Here is a 23,446-nt window from a genome sequence, read left to right on the forward strand (position 1 = left end):
GCCTTGTTTAGCCGCATATGTTATATTCTATGAGTTTCGGCTAATGCCTGCAGCATACATCATTAGCCGCAAATACTTAAATTACAATTTTCGGCTAATATTGTTTTCGCCATCGTTAGCCGAAATAAGCTAAAAATGGCCTCTGCGGTTAATTCACCCACCAAACATAGCAAAATGTTTTAGCCGCAACTATCAATAATCTCAAATGCGGCTAATAATCACCCCAAAAGCTTCACAAACATAAAAGCTTCACAAACATAAATGCTTCAAAAACATAAATGCTTCAAAAACAAAAAACCTGGCATCTGAGGTCATACCTCAAATGCCAGGTTCAACAATTCTCATATTAAATCATTCACATAAGAATCCTTACGCGAAAGCCTGCGCAACAAATATTTACACAATATTACGCATTGTGCTCGAGAAGGTAGTCGTTAAGAGCATCAACGATCTCTTCGCCGTCAATTCCGTGAACAGCGCATGCCTCAGCAAGTGACTCCATCTGAGAAGCCGGGCAGTGGATACATCCCATTCCGCACTCCATAAGGAACTGTGCAGCAAGAGGATGCTTAACAATAAGATCACCTACAAGCATATCTGCAGTAACGAGAGTGCCCTCGTTCTTAAGTTCTTCACTCATCTTATATTCCTCACTTTCTGTATCATTACCAAAGAATAAATCCTTTAAAAATCCCATAAATGTTTCCTTTAAAGATAAACTTTAAATTGCACAAAATGTATTTTACTCTCTTGCTTATGGATTTGCAAGTATGTTTTCAAACGTGTATAGTCTGGAATCTCCGGTTCTCATGATACGAGTATCCTGGTTATAACCAGTTCCAGCGAAGTTAGGATTAAGAGCAAGACCATGATTATTAAGAGCTGCTCCTGTAGCGACAGCCTTCTGCTCTTCGCCGTTTAAATGTACAACCTTGTCCATGATGTTGTGGATGATACCATCCTGTTTAACATGAACAGGTGCGATTGTATTAACAAGGCTTCCAAAATCCTTGAGATTAAGCGGAACAACGCGGTTTGTTACATTGTAGAGCTTATCCTCAGAAAGACCCTTACACTTGATCTTGCGATAATCATTATTAGGTCTTGAGCCCTTCTCTACAGCAAATGCGACAGCTCTATTCGCATCCTTGCTGACAATCATATATCCATAATCAGGGAGTCTATAGTAATCACCGAACTGGAAAACCTCTCTCCACTTCTTGTAGAACTCTACCTGACCAGCAATAACCTTCTTGTCTGAATCAGACATCTCGCAAAGATTAAGCTCATAGCCAAAGCATCCAGGGCATGCAATCTCAAATCTTGTCTCAAGAGGCACTGTATTAAGTGTCTGATGGTTAGGACATGCAGAAACATGCGCGCCAACTGTACTTGCAGGGTATCCATAGCTATAGCCTCTCTGGATATCAAGTCTGCAGAAAGCATCAGTATCATCGCTTCCCCAAATCTGAGGGAAGTAACTGAGGATACCAAGATCAAATCTATTACCACCAGCAGAACAGCCCTCGAAAAGAATCTCTGGGAAGCTCTCTGTGAGTTCCTTCATAATACGATAAAGGCCGATGTAGTATCTGTGCTGGAATTCGCCCTGTCTGTCAGCAGGAAGTGAAGCTGAGAATCTGTCTGAGAAGATTCTGTTCATATCCCACTTAACGTAAGCTACATTACCTGCGGAAAAGACCTTCTTCATGGCGTCAATCACATAATCCTGAACCTCTTCTCTGGAAAGATCAAGGTTCATCTGATTACGTCCTGTTGAATGTGGCTTACCAGGAACAGCTACAGCCCAATCAGGATGTGCTCTGTACAGATCACTATCCTCGTTGACCATTTCAGGCTCAACCCAAAGGCCAAACATAAGGCCAAGGTCATTTATCTTATCAGCAAGCTCCTTGATTCCTCCAGGGAGCTTTTTCTTATTCTCATACCAGTCGCCAAGTGAAGATGTCTCATCATTACGCTTGCCAAACAAGCCATCATCCATTACAAATAGCTCAATACAGCACTTCTTGGCCTCTTTGGCAAGAGATACAAGTGAGTTCTGAGTAATATCAAAGTATGAAGCCTCCCAGCTGTTGATAAGGATTGGTCTAGCCCTATCTCTCCAAGAGCCTCTTACGATATGCTTACGAACAAAATCCTGCATACGAATGCTCATGCCATTATAGCCCTGAGAAGAGTATGCCATAACAGCCTCTGGGGCCTCAAATTTGCTACCAGGAGTAAGAAGCCAGTTAAATCCTACCGGCTGAATTCCGCACACGAATCTGCTCATATTCTTGGCATTTGAAGAAAGAGCTTCGTAGTGGTTACCACTATACACAAGGTTAAAGCCATAGCATTCGCCGTGGTTCTCATCTGTATCGAGGTCACTTACGATTACAAAGGGATTGGATCTGGAACCTGATTCGCCTGCTGCAAGCTCCTCGCATACTACCTTGCCACCTGTGCATACGCTCTCATGAATTCCCATCTCATCTGCCCATCTGCCATGGAAGGATGTGAATTTAAGAGAAGGAGTATCGAAATCAATCTGTGTACTAAGGATTCTGTCGATTCTAACATCCTTGTCACTTTCGTTGTGAAGCACTGCACTTCTCGTAATGACATCACTGTCAGTAAATACGGAGTAGATCATTTCAAGGCTTGTGCCATATCCAGGATCCTTCAAGGTGATAATAAGCTGCTGAGTCTTATCTCTCTTAGCAGCGCTATCACTTGAAACATCTGCATCGTCATAAGATGACGGAAGTGTCTTAAGTGCCTTTTTGCCATCTGTGACCTTCATACTATAGTACTGGAAATCCACAGTAGTATTGCCATCAGCATAAGTGAGCTCAACGAATGGCTCTCTGATGTCACCCTTACCAAAAGAGGACATCTCAAGGCCAAGCATCTCAAGGAAAGTATCCTTGTGCTCAGCTGAGTAAATGTTCATATTACCGCCGCCGTGGTAATGCTTGGGCCCAATGGCATCAGCTATAGCCACAAGACCGTCCTTGCCATTTTTGAAGGCCTGCTCAAGGTCTCCTGCCTCAACTGCCTTCTGATAGCACTCCTTGGAAATTATAGAGCTGCCAAAATGGATATGCTCTAAATGTCCTGAATTAGTTCTTCTAAATAAATAAGATGTATTCGCTGTCTGCAGCAAAAAGATGTTACCATCTGCGTAAATCAATTTCTAAAACCTCCAAATAAAACTTCTACAAAAATGTCGAACCAGGCTCTCACAAAGCCTGATCACCCATCCAATCTGAATGTCACGCCTTGATTCCATTGATGATGACATTGATCATCATATTAAGAGAATCCTCATAGCTGTACTCTGTGCGAGCAAGCTCCTCAGAACTAAGGAACTTCTCGATAGCGCCCTCAACCATAAGCTTGATGAGCTGAATAGGAACTCTTTTGATAAGTCCCTGATCCATAGCCTGATTAAGAAGCTTTTCTGTCTCACCCCAGTCGCTCTCTACCCTCTCGGCTACCTTCATGTAAACCTTAGGATATTTCTCTTTTAACTGATAAACTCTTCTAAAGTCGATATTCTTGTAGTTATCAGGAAGACAAACAATAAGCTTGGAAATCTTGTCAACAAGATCAAGAGACTCGTCTGCTACAATCTCAGCCTCCTTCTTCTTGATGGCAGAAAAACCATAATCAACAGTGGCAAAGAACAGCTCGTCCTTGTCGTCAAACTCCTTGTATATAGTCTTCTTACTGATATGAAGCTCTCTGGAAATATCATCCATTGTGAACTTCATTCCTTTCTCATTGAACTGGTCTATAACCGCGTCCATTATCTGCTTTCTTGTCTCTTCCATGTAACCCTCCTTGTGTTTGCATTCCCCTCGCCATGTTTACGCAAGTGTTATTCTTTCCTTACCCCAACTACAAATTTCTTTATCACATTTCTGCGAGTACCTTAACAAGATACTCCCAAACATTCGCTGTTGATTTAACTGAAAGCTTCTCCCCTGTTGAGTGAATGTCCTTCATATCTGGTCCGATTGAGATACAGTCGAGATTCTCAATCTTCTCACTGAGGATTCCACACTCAAGACCTGCATGGATAGCCTGAAGCTGTGGTGCCTTGCCATACATGTTCTGGTAAACCTTGACCATGTGGTCGCGAAGCTCTGAGTGCTGTCTGTACTTCCAGCCTGGGTACTCTCCGCTTACTGAAATCTCTGCGCCGAAAACCTCTCCGATAGTAAGAAGCTTATTTATCAGTACCTTCTTGGAAGACTCTACGCTACTACGAACTGACTGCTCGAGAGTAACAACATCGCCCTCTGTCTTGATGATTCCAAGGTTGAGTGATGTCTCTACAAGGCCAGCTACCATTGCACTCATAGCCTGTACTCCATCTGGCATTACTGTTATCATCTTGGCAAGTTTTTCTGTAGACTTGGAATCAAACGCCTTAACGCTGGCATTTCCCTCTTCCTTGGCAAAAGAAATCTCTAAGCCTTCATCCTTACCTTCAAGCTCTCCCTTAACCTCCTGAAGAACTCTATTTACAATGCTCTCTGCCTTATCTGCAGCGCTTCCGTCTACAACAAAAGACAAACTTGCTGTTGAAGGAATAGCGTTATCTGCAACACCGCCCTCGATACTGATGAGGCTTACAGGCATCTCTTTAGAAACTTCAGCAAGTACTCTGCCTGCGATGTGGTTGGCATTTCCTCTTCCGCACTTGATCATCTCACCTGAGTGACCACCAAGAAGCCCTGAAATAGCTACGCTGCACTTAGCACCATTAACCTCAGCCTGTGCCATAGGAAGCTTGGAATAAACTCTTGCTCCGCCAGCACAACTTGTAATGAATACGCCTTCCTCTTCGTTGTCGATATTGATCATTCTCTTGCCAGCAAGTCCAGAAAGATCAATAGCTGCTGCTCCAAACATTCCAGTCTCTTCGTTAGTTGTGATCACAACCTCAAGTGGTGGATGAGGGATCTCTTTTGAATCAAGAAGTGCAAGGCAGTAAGCCACAGCGATACCATCATCACCGCCAAGGCTTGTACCCTCTGCCCATACATACTCGCCATCTGTCGCTATACGAAGTCCATCTGTCTTCATATCGATGTCGCAGCTATCTTCCTTAACTGCAACCATATCCATATGGCCCTGAAGAATAACTGGCTCTTTATCCTCATAGCCTGCTGTTCCTGGAGCCTTGATGATTACGTTGAGCTCTGAGTCCTGAGTAACCTCATAGCCTCTTTCCTTGGCAAAAGAAACAAGATAGTCGCTTATCTTCTGAAGATTTCCTGAGCCGTGTGGGATATTGCAAAGCTCCTCAAAAAAATGAAATACTTCCTTGGGCTGTAAATTATCAAATACTGCCATATATATTCACCTCGTTGATATAAAAACTATTAGTAAATCAATAATTATCTTCCTGCAAAATAAAAAATGCAGATGCATCATATACTCGATACCCCTACATTTTATCCTATAAAAACTATTAATACAATAAAAGTTTCCAGAATAAATTTCATTCTGGAAACTTTTTATTTCTTACAAAAATCTCTATCAAAAATGATTAAGCGATCTTCTCTTTTGCAAGCTCTGCAAGTGTCTTGAATCCGTCTGGATCGTTAACTGCAAGCTCAGCAAGCATCTTTCTGTTGATGTCTACGCCTGCAAGCTTAAGACCATGCATCATGTTGCTGTATGAAAGACCGTTGATTCTAGCTGCAGCGTTGATACGTGTGATCCAAAGAGATCTCATGTCTCTCTTCTTCTGCTTACGACCAGCGAAAGCTGATGTAAGTGCTCTCATAACTGACTGCTTAGCAACTCTATACTGCTTAGATCTAGCTCCTCTATAGCCCTTTGCAAGCTTTAATACTCTATTGTGCTTCTTCTTGGCATTTAATGCGCCTTTAACTCTTGCCATTGTAAAATCCTCCTAAATTAATCTAATACTACTGGTACTACCGAAAACCTAACGCGAAACTAATTAAGCGTAAGGAAGAATGCTCTTCATTGCCTTTACATTAGTAGCGTCAACGAGTCCAGCATGTCTAAGATTTCTCTTTCTCATTGTGGACTTCTTTGTTAAGATGTGGCGCTTGTACGCTTTGTTTCTCATGAGCTTGCCTGTGCCTGTAACCTTGAATCTCTTGGCAGCAGCTCTCTTTGTTTTCATCTTTTGCTGCATAACTAAATCCTCCTGTGAATCTAAATAATTTTCTCTGCTATATGATATCGGATTGCCAGGATTATTAAGTGCAATCCAGAAATAGCATATATATTTTCAACCAACGAATTGGTGAAAAATCAGTTCTTCTTCTCGGTAAGGAACATTGTCATGCTACGTCCCTCAACCTTAGGCTGTTTCTCGATAACAGCGATATCTGAAAGTGCCTCAGCAAAGTCTGTAAGGATATGTACGCTTGCTCCCATGTGAGCCATCTCACGTCCGCGGAAACGAAGTGTTACCTTAACTCTATTTCCTTTCTCAAGGAATTTCTTAGCCGCATTAACCTTTGTGTTCAGATCGTTGGTATCAATGTTAGGTGAAAGTCTGATTTCCTTAATCTCAACAGTCTTCTGTTTCTTCTTGGCTTCCTTCTCTTTGCGAAGCTGCTCATACTTGAACTTACCGTAGTCAACAACTCTGCAAACAGGTGGCTTAGCTGTAGGAGCAATCATAACAAGGTCAACGCCCTCTTCATCAGCTACGTTTCTAGCATCCTGAATGGACATTACTCCAAGCTGCTCGCCGTCGATACCGATAACTCTTACCTCTTTAGCTCTGATCTGATCGTTAATAAATAATTCGCTAATGGCTTTATACCTCCAAACAATAAAAAGAAAAAATAAAAAAGTGGATACACTTGCAAATGTATCCACATAGAATCATAATCAAACACAAACTTGTTGTATTTAAAAAAGATATTAACGCCTGCTAGCTACGCCGCAGGGTGAGAGTGGATACTCTGCTTGGTTATCAAATACTGTGATAATATAACACGACAGTATTGTTTTGTCAACACCTCAATGCTATAATTACTTTTCGTATGAAAAAACTACATTAGGGGTGTATTTGACAATAAAAAAAGACTTTTATGTACCACAATTTTGTTTTCACTTTTTCTGATGAGCGGATGTGGCAAGAACACAGGCACATTCAGCCAGGGCTGATCACTTAAACATACGAGGATACTTGTTTATACAGGTATCCTCTTTTTTATTGCTTCATTTTTGATGATTACTGGACTGTAGACGGTAAGATCATCACTTTTCCTTACAGTAATCATGAAGAATTCACCATGTCTAACACGCTTCCTACGGTCTATGGAGATCAGATTCTTGTTCTTCGCTGCTACTATGACCACTTTACAGTATCAATTGATGGCACAGAGATTCTTGAAGACCGCCCAAACAAATTGTTTGGCCACGAAACAAACGTTGGTAAAAAAGAAATCTGGATACCTCTTTCTGCTGATTTTACCGGAAAGACTATATCCATCAAACTCAATATGCAAAAAGCCCTATATGGCTCTGAGCTTACAGAAGGCTTTATAACAACGCGCTCTGGCTATGGAATAATGCAGATGAAGAGCAATGTTCCCTCTATTGTTCTGTTCGTATTGTTCACAGTCACTGGTATTTGCGAAGTCATAGTATCTGCCTTCTTTATAGTATTAAAGCCCGCATAGTAATCATGCGGGCTTTTTGTATGTTTAGATATTTATGCTTTATTAGCCAGTGGCCTGAAGATTGTCATCCTTCCAGTCCAACCAATTATCCTGGCAACGATAACTCCAAGGATTACTCCGCAGCTATCAATGAGAACATCTCTTTTCTGAGGGCTTCGCCCAGCTACAAAGGATTGGTGATATTCATCTAGTCCAGCGAAAGCTATACAAAAGCCTCCTGCCAGAATCACAAGCCACAAGCCTCTGATTCCATATACATAAAGCGGAAAAGCTACTGTAATCGCCAGCACAAAATACTCAGTAAAATGCGCTGTCTTTCTGATGTAGTACTGTGACTTCTCAGAAAGCTGCTCAATTCTCTGCAAACTCCAGCCCTTGTCAAAGGTCTCATTGGCAACTGAGAAGACTTTAACTCCAACCTGAAAGCTTAGTTCCGAGCTTGCATCTGCATCCTGCCCAGAGAAAGTAAATATCAGAAACATCATCATGATTGCAGGTACAAAAGATAAAGGCTTAAGTACGAATCGCAATGTTTGTTTAATATATAAAAGAAAATACTTCATATAATAACTATCTAATCCTTATTACTGCCTGATTATTTCTTACTATTTTTCATCGACTTACTTGAAGTCTTTTTGCCCTTATCCTTATCAGACTTCTTCTCTGTCTTGCCCGATTTCTTGCCCTTAGCAGGCTTCTTGGCAACACTGTAGCCGAACTTACCAAGCTTCTCGCCAAGCATAAAATACTCACCGTGAGAATAAGCAACAAGCTTAGCCTTACCAAGGTCAAGTCTTCCCTTGTCGTCCATGAGCTTTTCATCAACAGAAACGCTCACAACCTCTGCAATAAACATATCGTGAGTTCCAAGCTCTACTATCTGCTTGACCTTACACTCGATATTTACTGGAGCTTCTGTGATTCCAGGAGCTGATATCTTCTGTGAAGGAAGGGGAGTCAGCTTCATCTCTTTGAATTTATCATAGTCGCGACCTGAGCGAACTCCGCACCAGTCAGCTGCATATGCAATGTTCTTACTGGTGAGATTAACTACAAACTCGCCTGTTTCCTTGAGAATATCGTAGGAGTATCTCTCTTTTCTCACAGAAATAGAAAGCATGGCAGGATCACTACAAATAGTGCCTGCCCATGCTACTGTTATTATGTTAGGTTTCTCGCCCTCTCTCTGGCAGCTCACCATTACTGGTGGTGCTGGATAGAGCATATTTCCAGGGCGCCATACTTCTTTAGACATTAAACTACCTCTTTTACCTGGTCAAAAGATAATCAGAGATCTTTAACAACCTGCTCCATCTCAGTGATAGCTTCGCCAAATACAGCAAGTGCTGCATCGATAGGTGCCTTAGTTGTAAGATCAACACCAGCAATCTTGAGAAGGCTTACTGGATCCTGTGTGCATCCGCTTGAAAGGAACTTCTTGTACTGCTCTACTGCTGGAGCACCCTCCTTGAGGATTCTGTCAGCGATAGCAACTGCAGCTGCAAAGCTAGTAGCGTACTGATATACATAGAAGTTGTAATAGAAATGAGGAATTCTGCACCACTCCCATCCAATCTGTGCATCTGAAATCATATCTGCGCCAAAATACTGCTTGTTAAGGTCAAGGTATACGTCATAAAGTGACTCTGCTGTAAGAGGAGTTCCTGCCTCTGCCATCTCGCAGGTCTTGCGCTCGAACTCTTCGAACATTGTCTGACGGAACATTGTGCCCTTGAAGCTGTCAAGGAAGTGGTTGATGATAAATGCCTTCTCCTGCGCGCTTTCTGCATGATCCTTCATGTAGTGATAAAGAAGTACTTCGTTAGTTGTAGATGCAACCTCAGCTACAAAAATCTTGTAATTAGCATCAACGATTGTCTGAGCCTTGTTGGAGTACCATGTATGCATTGAGTGGCCCATCTCGTGAACAAGTGTAAATACATCATCAAGAGTATCGTTGTAGTTAAGGAGCATGTAAGGATGTACATCATAAACGCCTGAAGAATAAGCGCCGCCTCTCTTACCCTCGTTCTCTACTACGTCGATCCATCTGTTCTCATATGCCTCTTTTACCACATCAAGATAGTCCTCGCCGAGAGGTGCAAGAGCCTTAAGAGAGAGCTCTTTGGCCTCCTCATAGGAAACCTTCATGTCGTAGTCAGCGAGCATTGGAACGTATACGTCGTACATGTGGAGCTCGTCTACACCAAGGAGCTTCTTACGAAGTGAAACATACTGGTGCATCTTGCTCATGTTGTCGTGAATTGACTCAAATAAGCTGTCGCAAACAGCAGGTGAAACGTCGTTGCCATCTACTGCTGCCTCGAATGCTGAATTGTACTTGCGGGCCTTAGCCTCGAAGATACGGCTCTTAACTTCGCCGTCGTACATAGCAGCCCAAGTATTCTTGAACTCCTCATATCTGCCATAGAAAGCCTCAAAGCTTGCCTTTCTAAGGTCTCTGTCCTTGGACATCTGTGTTGGAACAAATCTTCCGTTTGAAAGCTGAACCTCTTCGCCCTTGGAATCCTTAACTGAAGGGAACTTGAGGTCTGCGTTTGAAAGCATTCCGTACGCCTTCTGTGATGCACCCTGCATCTCGCCAGCGCTTGCAAGAAGCTGCTCCATCTCACTTGAGAGCATGTGATCTTTAAGTCTTCTGATCTCGCCGATCATTCTCTTATATCTGCCAAGGTCTGGTGTCTGAGCATAGAACTTCTCAAGCTCCTCATCAGAAATAGCCAGAACTTCTGGGCTGATGTAAGCTGACTTCTCAGCAGAGTACATGTAAGCAGACATTGCTCTCTGCTTCATTCCCTGATACTTGCCATTGGCTGTATCCTGGTCTTCTCTCATGTGCGCATAACCGTGAACTCTGTCGATGTAGAGGTTAAGCTCCTCATCAAGCTTCATTACAGCAAGAAGGTTCTCGCTGCTGTCAGCAAGCTTACCTGCATAAGCTGCAATCTTGTCTGAAAGCTCATTGATCTTATTAAGCTCTTCCTCCCACTTCTGTTCATCATCATAAATATCCTCAAGTCTCCATTTGAGCTCAAGGGCTACTTCGTCACGCTTAGGTAATCTGTCCTGCATTTGTTATACCTCTCTTTTCCTGTATTAGCCAATTAAGTGGATATCAATCTGGTAATATCCTGCGAATATCTCCATCCTCTACTATGAGGGGCATGAACTTCGAGCCCTTTATTCCAAGCTCAGTAAGCTCCTCATCGATCTTCTTGTCTGAATAGTCGTAGGTGTTCAAAAATACGCTGTTTATGCCATTTGCAAACGCAACACCGACGTCGCTACAAAGATCATTTCCTATCATAACACACTTCTCAGAAATAAGGCTATTATCCTTTATCAGCTTTTCCAGAAATTCTCTCTGAGGCTTCTTGATGCCCTTATCTGACGAGATAAAAATGTCGTCAAAATAGTCTGTGAGCCCCGCTACCTCCAGCTCTTTCTCCGTAAAGGCGCGCTGCGCATTAGACAAAAGAAATATGCCCTTGCCTGATTTCTTGAGTTTATCCATTGTTTCAATTACGCCCTCGTAAACTACAAGCTTATCGCGGGAAACCTCTCTGAAATACACGCATAGCTGGCGGATTTCTGGAGAGTTTGCAAATGCTATAGGATCACAGGTAACAATATCTGATTCGTCTTCTGGCCCCTCAAGGATCAGTCTCACCCACACATCTTCAATCCTGATTTCAGGCCATCTTGCTCCATTTTTCTTCTGAAGCTTATTCTCTTCATCCTTGCAGATTTCGAGATATCTTTTCCTAAGAGACTTGGAAGTGTACTTAGAGCCGTATTCCTTTTCCAGGTACAGCGCCATCTTCTCCCACAGCTCTGGCTGCTCCTCATCAGTATGTATGTCGATGAGAGTTCCATATAAATCAAAAATATAGTTGTCGAATTCTTTTTTCATAAACTCCTCGAAATGTAACTGTACTCATACAGTATATCTTAAACTATCACATCATCTTACTGACATGATACTCAATCACTCGATCACAACAATTCCATAAGACGGAATTGTAAGTGTTGTTCCCTCAAGAGTGCTCGCCTCTTCACCCACATTGATCTGATATGCAAGCGTTGGTTTGTTTCCTGTTCCGCTCCACTTGGAGAGGTCAATAGCCTTGGACTCTTTGTCATTATTGATGAGCACCAGAATTGGCTCGTATTCAGCATCTGCGCCAGACTCGCCAATTACCGGATTCTCTGGTGTCATAGTCCTGACGAATGCTCCAAGATAATCATCAGAAAGCTCCTCTACAGGAACAGTCTTGCCCCTTGCAATAACAGGGAAAGTATTTCTAAGGCGGATTGCCTTCTTGTAATAGTTATAGATCGAGTAAGGATCCTCTGCCTGCTCCTGAAGGGATGGATAAGTCATGTCGAACTTCTCCATATCCTTAGGGCCATCACACATGCCGGTTAAATCACCAGAATCAGCGCTCACCCACTGCATAGGCGCACGCTTATTCTCATCCTTACCAGAGCCTTTCATTCCGAGCTCCTCGCCGTAGTAAACAAAGGCATTTCCGCCCATGAGGAGGTTAAGTGCTCCAGCCATCTTGACCATGTTCTCAGAGCCTCTTCCCACGAAGTAGCCTGCTGCCCTTGCCATATCGTGGTTGGTAAAAAATGGCGCATCTATGTAGTCCTCGCGCACTTCCTCAAGCTCTTTTTCCGCATTGGCGGTAGCCTCAGCATAAGCTCGAGGAGATTTCTTACCTCTTGCTACAGTCGCGATCACGCTCTCACTTCCAGATAATTCGAAGGCAAAAAAGCTGTCTATGCCGCTTGCATAGTACTTGGAATATCTGGAAAGATTGGTCCAGGCTTCGCCAACCATGTAAGCATCGGCTTTCTGGCCCTTAACCGTGTCATTGAGCCATGTCATGAACTCGATGCTGCTGGTGTCGTTATCAGTGTAATAAGAAGTAACTGCATCAAGCCTGAAGCCGTCAACGCCTCTGTCGATCCAGAACTGTGTAATGTCTGAAATTTCCTCTTTTACCATGTCATTATCAAGGTTCAGATCAGGCATTCCAGACCAGAATCGTGCTTCATAGTACCAGTCGGTGCCCGCAACCTTCTCATAGCCGCTCTGATTAGTCTTGGTGAAATTGTAGTAATAAAGATATGGGCACTTGTCGACCAAATCCTCAATTGGATCACCCTGCGCATCATCACTCGCGCCAGTATACAGCTCAGTGATCTCAGGGTGATCCCTTAAATACCTGGTAGCATCCTTAAACCACTGATGTTCACTGGAAGTGTGATTCAGCACAAGGTCAATGATGAGTCTCACGCCCCTGTCGTGGCACGCAGCAAGGAGCTTATCAAAATCCTCAAGCGTTCCGTAGACAGGATCAATATCCTTGTAATCAGTAATATCGTATTTGTGGTAGGTTGGCGATGGAGAAATTGGCATGAGCCAAATCTCATTACAGCCAAGATCAGTGAAGGTCTCGTCATCCCCATCATTGACGTAATCGAGCTTATCAATCACGCCCTGCAGGTCACCGATTCCATCACCGTCACTATCGTAAAAAGAGTATACGAAAATCTCATAGGTTGTGCGATATTTATCATCTATGATGTTAAGGGCAGGCAGCCCCTCGCTGATTTTAGCAGCAATATCACTTGCTGTCTGCGGATTTTCTTTTTGCACATCACTCTCAGTGTCTTGCTGGTCAGTTGTTGTAGCTTCTTCCACACTTACTGATGCCTGTGTATCAGCCGTATTAACAGCTTCTTCCGTCTTCTGGCCGCATGCAGTCACCTGCAGCATAAGAGCTGCTGCCATTCCCAATGATAAAATCCTAGTTATATTCTTGTTCTTCATAATGTATTCCTTCTTGCTTTCTATCAGCATGCATCGCTAAATCTATGCATCTGCATATCAATTCACAAAAAAGTATAACATAAAGAGGTATAGGAAGAAAACGTTTTCCCCGCCTTTATTTCCAATATCCTATACCCAAATATCCTGCGACACATTATTTTGCATCAAAATTCAATAAGTTACCCAGAATAGATGCAATTTTATAGGTGCTGCAAGTAGTAATTACATCGATAATACAAAAAGAATTATTTTTCGATGCATACAGCAAGAATGAGCCCTTGAAATGTGCATCAATTTCAGGCAAACCAGATAAACTCGATGCAAGGATATGGATTTCTACTTTAAATTAAAATACCCCCGGCGCATTGTTGCACCGAGGGCCCAAATTAGTCATATTTTACTGAATAGCAATTGCGTGATTGTACTCATCACTGCCGCGCTCGATTGTAACCTGAACTGTCTTGTCCTTGAGAAGCACTGGGCATCTGGAGAAGTTTGTAGCTGCATCAAGTCTGATCTGCATTGTGCCGCCTGTTGTGTTGAGGTACAGTGTATTCTCTGTTGTTGACTCATCTACTGTACCAGTTACTGTAGCCTTGGTAGAAGCATCAAGTGAAACCTCAGAAGCAGCCTTGGAAGAATTGTTAACGATTCTGGAAGTGTGATTCCATGCATCGCTTCCTCTGTAGAAGCTAACTGTTACATTCTGGCCTGGCATCAGGACTCTGCATCCGCTTGCATCTGTAGCAAGATCCATTACAAATTCCATTGTGCCGCCTGTTGTTGAAAGATACAGCATAGAAGCTGTTGTTCCTTTATCTACTGTTCCTGTTACTGTATTACCAGAAGTACCTGTTGATGTAACTGTTGTAGTTGTTGATGTTGTAGTAGTTACTGGTGAAGCTACATCTGTGATAGAAAGAGCATGCATGTAAGCATCTGAGCCTCTTGCTACAACTACCTGAACCTGCTTACCGATGATAAGCATTGTTGTTCCGCTGAGGTCTGTGTCAGCATCCATCTTGATCTGCATTGTTCCGTTATCAATTACCAGATACAGGAGCTCTTCTGATGTTCCCTTAGCAATACGTCCCTTGACTGTTGCCTTGGTACTCATATCAATTGAAGATTTACCAACCTGAGTTGTTCCTGAAAGCTTGGAAACGTGCCAGTACTCATCGCTTCCCACGTAGCAGGTAGCTACAACTGAGTTGCCTGGAAGAATTACCTTGGTTCCTGTAACAGCTACATTGGAATCAATCTTGATCTCCATTGTTCCGCCGCTGGTGTTAAGGTAAAGCATATCGGCATTGGTCTTGTCTGAAACTGTTCCTGAGAAAGTTGTCTCCGCAGCAGTGATTCTTGCTGGGCAAAGATTAAAGCTTACAATTGAAACGCACACCATAAGAACTACGGTTAAAAGCGTTTTGATTCTTTTATTCATACGAATCCCCCTAAAACATATACTAGATATTCTACTTTTTCAGATACAATTATACATCATCTAGTACAATACGTATAGGGGCTATAGAATTTCTACTATTTTTCCGTCTTTTATCCTGATAACTCGGTCAGCCATTCTGGCCACTTCTTCGCTTCTGGTGGTTACTACAACGGTGGCAATACCTTCATTCACAAACTTTTCTATCAGACTTAAAACCTCTCTGCAGGCAGCAAAATCAAGCGAATAGGTTGGTTCATCCGCCAGTATGATCTTAGTCTTTTTAACAAGTGCCTTGGCTATGGACACTTTTTTCCTCTGACTACTACTCATCGTAGATGGAAAAGCTCCGGCTTTCTCGCTCATCCCCACCTTATCTATGGCATAAGCCGGATCATATGGAGTTTCGCATACTTCCGCCGTATTCTGAACATTACCTAAGGCCGTACGATTGGGCTTAAGTTTAAAAAACTGTGAAATAAAGCCCACTTCATCCCTTCGGTAAGCCTCTAGTTCTTTTTCCGTGAATTGAGCAAGATTCTTGCCATCATAGATGATCTCACCCGATAAAATCTTATCTACTCCGCCAATGGCATTTAGTATCGAAGTTTTACCGCTTCTTTCCTCGCCAATAATGACAACCAGCTCATTTTCATAGATGTCAAAACTGATATCCTCAAGGATATGCTCGCCCTTCTTGCCTGAGCTGCTGTCCTTGGTAACATTTCGAAGCGACATTATAACTTTTCTACTTTTTTCCATAGGCGGCCTCCTTTTTTGAGTGAGTCCGTAGTTACAAATGTTGGTGCAAAACATATTATACTATGCTATTATAATCCCTTCAAATAAGGATTTATTCCAATGTTTTTATTGCTTTAAAGTGCTTAAATGTATGGTAAAAAAATTCTTTACAAGCATTTTCCTATATGCTATAGTATCCTTTGTCGGTGCTATTAGTGCTGATACAAATGAATAAAGGGGAATCATACACTGGCTAGTATGCAGGTCTCCAAAACCGCTCATGCGGGTTCGAATCCTGCTTCCCCTGCTTTTAAAAGCCCACAGATTACTGATCCGTGGGCTTTTTTGTGGCCAAACGAAACCCTCAATGTCAGAGACATTGAGGGTTTCTTATTATCTAATCAATTACAACCACATCACCAGATTACCAGCCTGTCTTCAGGAGCGAGGTACATTCCATCACCCTCTTTGATATCGTAGGTGTCATAGAATTCTTCAAACTGCTGAACTGGCACGTTGGTTCTGGAATAGTTAAGCGGATGTGCATCCTGTGTAAGGACTGATAATTCGTTACTGTATACCTCAAGACTGGCATTCATCTGAGCGTATTTGGTAAAAAATTTGTCGTAGTCAAAATTATCAATCTTGGAAGCCATACGCAGTGCACACTGAAGGCCTGTCATATCGGCTACCATTTCGGTATCAATATTGGAACCTATGAAATGATAATCTCCAAAAGCAACAATAGTATCGAGATAGTCATCCATCTTCTGCACACGCTTATCGAATTCCTCTTTGTCCTTTTCCGTCCACCAATCCCTATAAACGCCCTCTGCATCGAACTGAGCGCCATTACTGTCAAAAGCGTGGGATACTTCATGTCCAACCCAGAATGCGCCGATTGAAGCATACAATTCCTCGATGCTCATGTCGCTTGAGTAGAAAGGCTCACCCATCATGCCTATGATCATGTTGATAGTATTCTCGGATGGGGAATAGAAAGCGTTGCACTCCAGAATGTTAAAGCCTTCAGCCCACATTTCCTTATCAAGCTTTTTGCCAAGAAGGCTCTTATTATATTCAATTTCATATATGCCAATTTTCTTAGCTGCTTCCACCAATGAGCAATCTGTTATATCTATCTTGGAGGTATCTCTGAATTTGTCAGGATAGGCTGCGTGGATAGTAATCTTATCAAGTTTTTCTATAGCGTAGTTTTTGACCTCATCTGAAGCCCAGGTGTTCTCAGATAGTAGTTCTCTGTAGGTATCGATCACTTCCTGGCAGAGGCTTTCCATCCTTTTCTTATCTTCCTCAGAACCGTACCTGGCTATATAAACCTTCTGCATAGCTGCTGGGAACGCGCCTACTACCTTGTTATAAGCCATCTCTTCATCAGAAACTGTTCCACTTGTACCAAAATAGGAATTGTATAACTCATTGCTCTTGTCGTAGGTCTCACGGTCAAGATAGCCCGCATGATCAAGCACATAACGAACCAACATAAGTGATTTCAATCCCTCTACATTTTCCTCAATATATATTTTATCTAGTAGCTTCAAGTAATCCGGAGTTGTGACGAGGTAAATTCCATTGTACTTATATCCAGTCACAGTAAACAGCTTTTCAAGAGGAAAAACCTCTGATAAAGCCATCGCTTCGGTAAAAGACATTTCGTTGTTGATCTTGTCGTAGAAATCTTCGTTATACTGGTCAGCTGTGGTATATATTTTTTCTGAAAGCTTGGTCTCAAGGCCGATAGCAGCATCAAAGCAGTCCCCAGCATCTGCCTCTGACATTCCAAACTTGCCTGCTATAAATGTGAAAAGATCTTTTCTGTAATTGTAGATCATATCGCCAAGTTCAGATCTCTCGGAATACTCAGCAGAATCTCTCAGCAAAAGATCCGGTGTATCAATTATAGCCAAATATGTTTCCGGATCATTAAGTCCGGTTGTTACTCCATAACCAACAAAGTCATAAAAGGTAAAAAGAGTATCTTCATCAGTTATTATAGAAGTGACATCATCTATGGTCTGCACACCAAGGAGCTTATCGAAATTATCCTGTAATTCCGATACTCCCTTTTCATTTCTCGTATCCCAATCAAGTACAAGTTTATTATAGGTGCGAATAAGGTCAGCATCGTGGCCTTCTATGGATTCATCCTTTAGAAGCTCCATGCACTTATTCTTGACCTCAAGACCGCACTCAGTATAGTGAGACCATGAGCTATAGCCGGCAGGAATCTCATTTTCCAATATCCAATCTTTGTTGGCGTAGAGATGGAAATCATCCTTGGGATTTGTTTCTGTATCTGCAGAAATATTAGCTTTTATATCAGACTCAATCCAGGGTGATCCGCCAGTGGTATCCGACCCCTCTTCAGATGCTGGTGTTTCTTCGGATGCCGGTACCTCTTCAGATACCGAAGTCTCTTCGGATGCTGATGCCTCTTCGGCTGCCGGTGCCTCTTCAGATACAGGCGTCTCCGCAGCAGGAGCAGTCTTACCACAGCCTGTAAATACGCATAGCATAGCAACAGATAATAGTGCAGATAATAGCTTTTTCTTCATAAATATACCCCTCTTTTATAACTAAAAAACTCACTCAAGTTCTTTTATATAAAATCTGGTCATTCCTGAATGTACTACGCTCTTAGGTCTATCAATCTCCCTGTAGCCACATTTCTCATAAACATGGATCGCTGCAGCAAGATTGTCGTGGGTTTCCAGATATATCTTTTTATATCCCATCTCGGAAGCCTTGTGCTCGATGAACGCGATCAGATAATAGCTAAATCCTGAGCCTTTAACACTGTCTGCAAGGTAGAGCTTCTGAAGTTCGCAGCAGTTTTCAAAGAACTCGCATTCAGCTAGTCCGATTCCGCCGATCAGCTTATCTTCCTCATCAAGGACGATGCAGTAATATCGCTTCTGAGGATCAGCGAGGTAATAGTCGCTGAGGTGGTTTAAGTTATCGTCATAGTAGACAGTTCCTGGAATATCCAGGGCGCTCTTTTTAAGATTCTCTCTGATGAGCTCGGCCAGCGCACTGTCATAGGCTGGTATCAGTTTAACGATCTTCTTATCTTCACTATTTCCCATACACACCTCCAACAAAATTCAGTAAACCCCTTTATATTACATTGTATACGAAAGCAGCCAATAATATAAGTTATTATATTTTGTCGTTTTCTTGATCTTTTTTAATCTACGATACATTAAAATGAATCAATTGTTTATCAGTAAAAATATGCTATACTAGCATAAAACAAGGGCGTTTCGATTTAATTCGTGCGCCCTTTTTGTTTAATTAAAAGATATTCGGGTAGGAGGAGCAGTGTATGTCAGGTTTTGTAGGAGTTGTTGAGACCGTCAACAACGCAGTAAATGGTTTTGTATGGGGACTTCCCATGCTGATTCTTCTGGTTGGAACAGGTATCCTAATGACCGTTCTGACTAAAGTCTTTCAGATTTCTCACTTTAGCCACTGGGTTAAGAACACCATCGGCGGAATATTCAAGGATAAGCACGTCACAGCCCACACGGGAAAAGACGATATGCAGATTTCTCAGTTCCAGAGTCTTTGTACAGCTCTTGCTGCCACAATCGGAACAGGTAATATCGCAGGTGTAGCAGCTGCTATCCTTTCAGGCGGACCTGGTGCTATCTTCTGGATGTGGATCGTTGCCTTCTTTGGAATGATGACCAACTTCTCAGAGAATGTCCTTGGTATCTACTACAGAAGAAGAAATGAAAAGAATGAGTGGAGCGGCGGTGCTATGTACTACCTTAAGTATGGCCTTGGCTCCAAGAAGGGCTGTCAGTTCATAGGAACAGCTCTTGCTCTGATGTTCAGCGTATTCTGCATCCTTGCTTCTTTTGGTATCGGCAACATGAGCCAGATCAACTCCATCGCAGTTAACATGAACTCAGCATTTGGCGTTCCACACTTTGTAACAGGCTTTATTCTCATGCTCCTTGCTGGTCTTGTAATCGTGGGCGGTCTTAAAAGAATCGCATCAGTTACAGAAAGACTTGTTCCATTCATGGCTGTTATATATCTGATCGGCGCAACAGTTATCGTTGTTATCAACGCTGATATGTTGGGTGCTGTATTTGCTTCTATCATCAAAGGAGCCTTTGGAATGCGTGCTGTAGGCGGCGGAATTGTTGGTAGCGGCGTTGCTTATGCTATGCAGTGGGGTATGAAAAGAGGAGTCTTCTCCAACGAAGCAGGTCTTGGTTCTTCCGTAATGGTTCACTCAAGCTCCAACGTAAGAGAGCCTGTAGTTCAGGGTATGTGGGGAATCTTCGAAGTATTCACAGACACAATCATAGTATGTACACTTACTGCTTTTGCAGTTCTTTCCAGCGGACTTGTTGATCTTGATACAGGTAAGGTTTTATCAGATCAGGTTTCTACAGCGCTTGTAGCTGAAGCCTTCTCAACAGTATATGGCCGCGCAGGCTCAGCTTTCATCGCTATTGCAATTTTGTTCTTTGCTTTCTCAACTGTACTTGGCTGGAGCCAGTACGGCAGCAAGGGCTTTGAGTACCTCTTTGGCACCAAGTCAGTCAAGCTCTATCACGTGATCTTCGTTGTCTTCATCGTTATAGGTGCTACCATGGATCTGACACTTGCCTGGGATCTGTCAGATACCTTCAACGGTATGATGGCTATTCCTAACCTTATCGGTGTTCTGACCCTTAGTGGAACAGTAATGAAGATCACCCAGAACTACGTAGATAGAAAGATTAAGGGTAAAAAAATAGCGCCCATGCTGTCCGCTGTAGATGAGATACAGGAACTTCACGAGCGCGAAATTTCTTAATATGTGCTATAGCTCTTTTACTTGATCTTATTAGCAGTTCTAAGCTCTGCCTTGCCACAGGTGTTCCAGTGATTTAAAAGAGCATCACCATTCTTACCAAAGGCAGCCTGCAGATCAGGATAGTTAACATAATAGTAATAAGCATTAAACTCAGCATTATTGCCAGCATAGGTCTTGAGAACTTCAGCAGAAGGATCAGCCAGTGCTGGCTTTATGTTTTGTACATAAACCTCAAGTGTTGCATAGGCATCCCAATGCTCATAAGGATCTTCTGCAGGGTAAAAATAGAAAAATACATTCTTTTCCTGCTCATCTGCTCCTATATGGATCTTGATGTTCTCTGTATTTCTCCTTGAAGAACACTCGATATAAGTGCCCTTGCTGGAGTGTTTGCCAATGTAGTAGTTGTAGTTAACCTTGGCATAAAGCCATACTTCACGAGTTGTGCCAGCATCCATACTGATTACCTGATCACCCAGATCAAAGAACTCAGGACATTCGCTGGCTGCATAAGCTTTATTGCTAACACCAATTGAACACAGCATAACTAATGTAAGTGTAACGGCCAATATCTTAGATATTCTCTTCATATGCTATACCTCCATCATCATGATTATAATTCTCCGTATACGGTATTGCACATAAACATTCTCTTAAAACAATTAAGTATTACTAAATCACTTATCACTCTATAACCCGCATTCCTGTGGTAAAAGCAAAGGGATAAATAAACTTTCTCTCAGTGCCGTCATCAAACTCCACCGTGAACTTGGTTGGAATCTCATCTTCATCCCAGGTCACATCGCTGATAGTACCTTCACCATATCTTTCCTGATAGACCCTCTCTCCCATCACCAGATTCTCTGGAACATTTTCACCAGAAGTTACCAGCTTAGTCTTTTTCTTAAGAAGCATTGTAGGAGTCTTAAGTCCTGCCTTAGGACTAGTCTTAGTCTCCTTCTTCTTGCGAACTGTCTCACCCTTAGGTGACAATTCTCCCACAAATATTGAAGGCTCATCATCATACCGCATGATCGTAAGTTTGTCTTTGGCTCTGGTCATACCAACGTAAAAGATACGCCTCTCTTCCTCATAGTCACGCTTCTCCTGAGGTGATGCAGTCTTGAAGTTCTTGATGATCTTACTAGGAAAAACTCCGTTAATTACATCCATCAAAATGACATTGTCGTACTCAAGGCCCTTACTGGAATGTATTGTTGAAAGAATGAGTTTTGCACTATAGTCATCCTCTTTTTCCGTAAGAATCTGACGAAGTTCCTCCAGCCTGTCAAGAAAGCCCTGAATAGTCGCTTCATTTTTGGCCAACATCTCCAGAATAAAGAGCTTATTATCATCCATGTTGTTATCACGAAGGTAATCGCCATAGCCCATGTACTTATTGATGCGGTTAATTGCCTTGGCAGGGTTCTCAGAAGACATGCTCCTAAAGTGAGTACGTAGGGACCTTACATTAGCCAGTGTAGCCTTATGAACCTCCACATCCTCAACTGCATCAAGGATTCCGATATGCTTAAAGTCAGCCATCTGGCACATCTGCTCAGCATCGGGCTTGCGCAGGTATGTCTGGAACTTGAAGTATATCTTCATGAAAAGTTCCGGATCCATGGGACTAAGGGCAAACTTAAGGATATTGACCACGTCCACAACTACTCTGTGGGTAAAAAAAGCCATGTCAGCACTCTTTATCCTGTAGGGCATATCCTCTCTATCAAGCATGTCCACAAGTGGCAGAATGCTCTCGTTATCCCTGTATAGAACCGCCGTCTGCTCCGAAATATCTTTGGCCATCTCAAAGAGATATTTGTACTGGCCTTTTCTACTATCCAGAGTCAGGTAGTTAATGTCGGCTGCTTCAGACCTTGTGGCGCTCATGTGCTTTTCATGGCGGTTAAAGTTCTTTTGAATAAACTTATCTGCAGTCTGAACAATCTTGGCGTTAGACCTGTAGTTCTTGTCCATCACAAGAACCTTGGCACCCTTGTGCTCCTTTTCAAAGTTAAGAAGCGCCTCAGGGTAAGCTGCTCTGAAGCCGTAGATGCTCTGATCCTCATCTCCCACCATAAAAAGATTTCCCGCATCCCCTGCAAGGAGCGAGATAATCATGTGCTGAATCTTGGAGGTGTCCTGAGCTTCGTCCACGCAGATATACCTGTATAGATTCCTATAGTATTCAAGCAGTTCCTTGGAGCCCTTGAGCATTCTGTAGGCGTAGATCATCTGATCGTCGTAGTCCATGAGGCTCCTTGCTTTGAGCTCTTTGTTGTACTTGTCATACAGCTCCCATAGCTCGATGCCTTCTTCCTCACCGCGCTGTCGTATCTCTTTTTCCGTGAGCATCATGTTCTTGCAGTAGGTGATGAGGGTTCGGATATTCTTGATATCGCTCTCAGTGGGATATTCCTTGCAAACCTTGACGTACAGATCTGTGAGAATCTTGCCAGATACCTTCTCATCCGTGATCAGGTCAAAAGATTTTTTGCCTATAAGTCTGCCGTAATGGCTGATGATCTTGGCGCAAATGCCGTTGATCGTCCTAAACTCCAGGGTATCCGATAGCTCTTTTCCAAAAAGAGCTTCAAAACGCCTTGCCATATCTCTCGTAGCTGCAACGGTGTAGGTCAGTGTCAGAATGTTCTCAGGAGCAATGCCATTAACATATAGCATGTAGCCAAGCCTGTTCACCAGAACCGTTGTCTTACCACTTCCCGGAACCGCCAGCAAAAGAACTGGTCCCTCGATGGTACGCACCGCCGTGAGTTGCTCGTTATTTAATTTGTGTCCGTATTTATCTATGAATTCTTTATCAGTCATTATGTATCTCTGATCTTGTAAAAGTTTTGTTATGCAGG

Annotated in this window: 20 protein-coding genes and 1 tRNA gene; 3 read left to right on the forward strand and 18 right to left on the reverse strand. The window is 42.6% G+C overall.

Annotated elements, in window-relative coordinates:
- Positions 1–406: 406 nt before the first annotated feature.
- The 7 genes from IJI01_RS01850 to infC all read right to left on the reverse strand — a co-directional run bounded on the left by IJI01_RS01850 (position 407) and on the right by infC (position 6,840).
- A complete protein-coding gene (locus IJI01_RS01850; RefSeq protein WP_292185003.1) occupies positions 407–697 on the reverse strand; it encodes a DUF1858 domain-containing protein in 291 nt (96 codons plus the stop codon).
- Between the two features lie 57 nt (positions 698–754).
- Positions 755–3,199 (reverse strand): alpha-galactosidase, encoded by a 2,445-nt coding sequence (locus IJI01_RS01855; RefSeq protein WP_292185006.1) that lies wholly within the window; start codon positions 3,197–3,199, stop codon positions 755–757.
- An 82-nt stretch (positions 3,200–3,281) separates the two neighbouring features.
- Entirely contained in the window at positions 3,282–3,842 is a 561-nt protein-coding gene (locus tag IJI01_RS01860; RefSeq protein WP_292185009.1) for a TetR/AcrR family transcriptional regulator, read from the reverse strand.
- Between the two features lie 82 nt (positions 3,843–3,924).
- Entirely contained in the window at positions 3,925–5,373 is a 1,449-nt protein-coding gene (locus tag IJI01_RS01865) for an aminoacyl-histidine dipeptidase (RefSeq protein WP_292185014.1), read from the reverse strand.
- Positions 5,374–5,569: 196 nt separating this feature from the next.
- Positions 5,570–5,926, reverse strand: a complete 357-nt coding sequence (gene rplT, locus IJI01_RS01870; protein ID WP_013280184.1) for a 50S ribosomal protein L20 — start codon at positions 5,924–5,926, stop codon at positions 5,570–5,572.
- 63 nt (positions 5,927–5,989) lie between these two features.
- Entirely contained in the window at positions 5,990–6,190 is a 201-nt protein-coding gene (rpmI, locus tag IJI01_RS01875) for a 50S ribosomal protein L35 (RefSeq protein ID WP_292185019.1), read from the reverse strand.
- Between the two features lie 119 nt (positions 6,191–6,309).
- Complete coding sequence (gene infC / locus IJI01_RS01880; protein WP_292185177.1) at positions 6,310–6,840, reverse strand: translation initiation factor IF-3; 531 nt, start codon at positions 6,838–6,840, stop codon at positions 6,310–6,312.
- Between the two features lie 464 nt (positions 6,841–7,304).
- Here infC and IJI01_RS01885 point away from each other — a divergent pair, with 464 nt between their 5' ends.
- Entirely contained in the window at positions 7,305–7,694 is a 390-nt protein-coding gene (locus IJI01_RS01885) for a hypothetical protein (protein WP_292185022.1), read from the forward strand.
- Between the two features lie 32 nt (positions 7,695–7,726).
- Here the strand turns inward: IJI01_RS01885 and IJI01_RS01890 are convergent, their stop codons facing one another.
- From IJI01_RS01890 to IJI01_RS01920, 7 genes are all read right to left on the reverse strand, one after another.
- Complete coding sequence (locus IJI01_RS01890; RefSeq protein ID WP_292185024.1) at positions 7,727–8,257, reverse strand: VanZ family protein; 531 nt, start codon at positions 8,255–8,257, stop codon at positions 7,727–7,729.
- Positions 8,258–8,289: 32 nt separating this feature from the next.
- Positions 8,290–8,949 (reverse strand): flavin reductase family protein, encoded by a 660-nt coding sequence (locus tag IJI01_RS01895; protein WP_292185028.1) that lies wholly within the window; start codon positions 8,947–8,949, stop codon positions 8,290–8,292.
- A 32-nt stretch (positions 8,950–8,981) separates the two neighbouring features.
- Positions 8,982–10,787: an oligoendopeptidase F gene (gene pepF / locus IJI01_RS01900; protein ID WP_292185031.1), complete on the reverse strand. Its 1,806-nt coding sequence runs from the start codon at positions 10,785–10,787 to the stop codon at positions 8,982–8,984.
- Between the two features lie 43 nt (positions 10,788–10,830).
- Positions 10,831–11,628, reverse strand: a complete 798-nt coding sequence (locus tag IJI01_RS01905; RefSeq protein WP_292185034.1) for an HAD family hydrolase — start codon at positions 11,626–11,628, stop codon at positions 10,831–10,833.
- 75 nt (positions 11,629–11,703) lie between these two features.
- Positions 11,704–13,557: an alpha-amylase family glycosyl hydrolase gene (locus IJI01_RS01910; RefSeq protein WP_292185037.1), complete on the reverse strand. Its 1,854-nt coding sequence runs from the start codon at positions 13,555–13,557 to the stop codon at positions 11,704–11,706.
- Between the two features lie 397 nt (positions 13,558–13,954).
- A complete protein-coding gene (locus IJI01_RS01915; RefSeq protein WP_292185040.1) occupies positions 13,955–15,001 on the reverse strand; it encodes a hypothetical protein in 1,047 nt (348 codons plus the stop codon).
- An 81-nt stretch (positions 15,002–15,082) separates the two neighbouring features.
- A complete protein-coding gene (locus IJI01_RS01920) occupies positions 15,083–15,760 on the reverse strand; it encodes an ABC transporter ATP-binding protein (RefSeq protein WP_292185043.1) in 678 nt (225 codons plus the stop codon).
- A gap of 214 nt (positions 15,761–15,974) precedes the next feature.
- On the opposite strand from IJI01_RS01920, the gene IJI01_RS01925 reads away from it, so the two are divergent.
- Positions 15,975–16,046 (forward strand) — tRNA-Trp (locus IJI01_RS01925).
- Positions 16,047–16,155: 109 nt separating this feature from the next.
- On the opposite strand, the gene IJI01_RS01930 is transcribed toward IJI01_RS01925, so the two are convergent.
- A complete protein-coding gene (locus IJI01_RS01930) occupies positions 16,156–18,315 on the reverse strand; it encodes a M13 family metallopeptidase (RefSeq protein WP_292185046.1) in 2,160 nt (719 codons plus the stop codon).
- A gap of 30 nt (positions 18,316–18,345) precedes the next feature.
- Positions 18,346–18,846: a GNAT family N-acetyltransferase gene (locus IJI01_RS01935; protein ID WP_292185049.1), complete on the reverse strand. Its 501-nt coding sequence runs from the start codon at positions 18,844–18,846 to the stop codon at positions 18,346–18,348.
- A 239-nt stretch (positions 18,847–19,085) separates the two neighbouring features.
- On the opposite strand from IJI01_RS01935, the gene IJI01_RS01940 reads away from it, so the two are divergent.
- Positions 19,086–20,576 (forward strand): alanine/glycine:cation symporter family protein, encoded by a 1,491-nt coding sequence (locus IJI01_RS01940; protein ID WP_292185052.1) that lies wholly within the window; start codon positions 19,086–19,088, stop codon positions 20,574–20,576.
- Positions 20,577–20,593: 17 nt separating this feature from the next.
- Here IJI01_RS01940 and IJI01_RS01945 read toward each other — a convergent pair whose 3' ends face one another.
- Positions 20,594–21,166: a hypothetical protein gene (locus IJI01_RS01945; protein WP_292185055.1), complete on the reverse strand. Its 573-nt coding sequence runs from the start codon at positions 21,164–21,166 to the stop codon at positions 20,594–20,596.
- Between the two features lie 94 nt (positions 21,167–21,260).
- On the reverse strand, positions 21,261–23,408 hold the full coding sequence (locus IJI01_RS01950) for an ATP-dependent helicase (protein ID WP_292185057.1): 2,148 nt from the start codon (positions 23,406–23,408) through the stop codon (positions 21,261–21,263).
- Positions 23,409–23,446: the final 38 nt, after the last annotated feature.

It is taken from the genome of Butyrivibrio sp. (assembly GCF_017433805.1).
Taxonomy (GTDB): Bacteria; Bacillota; Clostridia; order Lachnospirales; family Lachnospiraceae; genus Butyrivibrio.

Excerpts from the sequence above, each read along its gene's own strand:
- IJI01_RS01860 (WP_292185009.1), bottom strand. The coding sequence starts at position 3,842 with ATGGAAGAGACAAGAAAGCAGATAATGGACGCGGTTATAGACCAGTTC.
- IJI01_RS01850 (WP_292185003.1), bottom strand. The coding sequence starts at position 697 with ATGGGATTTTTAAAGGATTTATTCTTTGGTAATGATACAGAAAGTGAG.
- IJI01_RS01945 (WP_292185055.1), bottom strand. The coding sequence starts at position 21,166 with ATGAAGAGAATATCTAAGATATTGGCCGTTACACTTACATTAGTTATG.
- rplT (WP_013280184.1), bottom strand. The coding sequence starts at position 5,926 with ATGGCAAGAGTTAAAGGCGCATTAAATGCCAAGAAGAAGCACAATAGA.
- IJI01_RS01910 (WP_292185037.1), bottom strand. The coding sequence starts at position 13,557 with ATGAAGAACAAGAATATAACTAGGATTTTATCATTGGGAATGGCAGCA.
- IJI01_RS01930 (WP_292185046.1), bottom strand. The coding sequence starts at position 18,315 with ATGAAGAAAAAGCTATTATCTGCACTATTATCTGTTGCTATGCTATGC.
- IJI01_RS01895 (WP_292185028.1), bottom strand. The coding sequence starts at position 8,949 with ATGTCTAAAGAAGTATGGCGCCCTGGAAATATGCTCTATCCAGCACCA.
- IJI01_RS01865 (WP_292185014.1), bottom strand. The coding sequence starts at position 5,373 with ATGGCAGTATTTGATAATTTACAGCCCAAGGAAGTATTTCATTTTTTT.
- IJI01_RS01950 (WP_292185057.1), bottom strand. The coding sequence starts at position 23,408 with ATGACTGATAAAGAATTCATAGATAAATACGGACACAAATTAAATAAC.
- IJI01_RS01915 (WP_292185040.1), bottom strand. The coding sequence starts at position 15,001 with ATGAATAAAAGAATCAAAACGCTTTTAACCGTAGTTCTTATGGTGTGC.
- IJI01_RS01905 (WP_292185034.1), bottom strand. The coding sequence starts at position 11,628 with ATGAAAAAAGAATTCGACAACTATATTTTTGATTTATATGGAACTCTC.
- IJI01_RS01935 (WP_292185049.1), bottom strand. The coding sequence starts at position 18,846 with ATGGGAAATAGTGAAGATAAGAAGATCGTTAAACTGATACCAGCCTAT.
- IJI01_RS01920 (WP_292185043.1), bottom strand. The coding sequence starts at position 15,760 with ATGGAAAAAAGTAGAAAAGTTATAATGTCGCTTCGAAATGTTACCAAG.
- IJI01_RS01890 (WP_292185024.1), bottom strand. The coding sequence starts at position 8,257 with ATGAAGTATTTTCTTTTATATATTAAACAAACATTGCGATTCGTACTT.
- IJI01_RS01940 (WP_292185052.1), top strand. The coding sequence starts at position 19,086 with ATGTCAGGTTTTGTAGGAGTTGTTGAGACCGTCAACAACGCAGTAAAT.
- IJI01_RS01885 (WP_292185022.1), top strand. The coding sequence starts at position 7,305 with ATGTCTAACACGCTTCCTACGGTCTATGGAGATCAGATTCTTGTTCTT.
- pepF (WP_292185031.1), bottom strand. The coding sequence starts at position 10,787 with ATGCAGGACAGATTACCTAAGCGTGACGAAGTAGCCCTTGAGCTCAAA.
- rpmI (WP_292185019.1), bottom strand. The coding sequence starts at position 6,190 with ATGCAGCAAAAGATGAAAACAAAGAGAGCTGCTGCCAAGAGATTCAAG.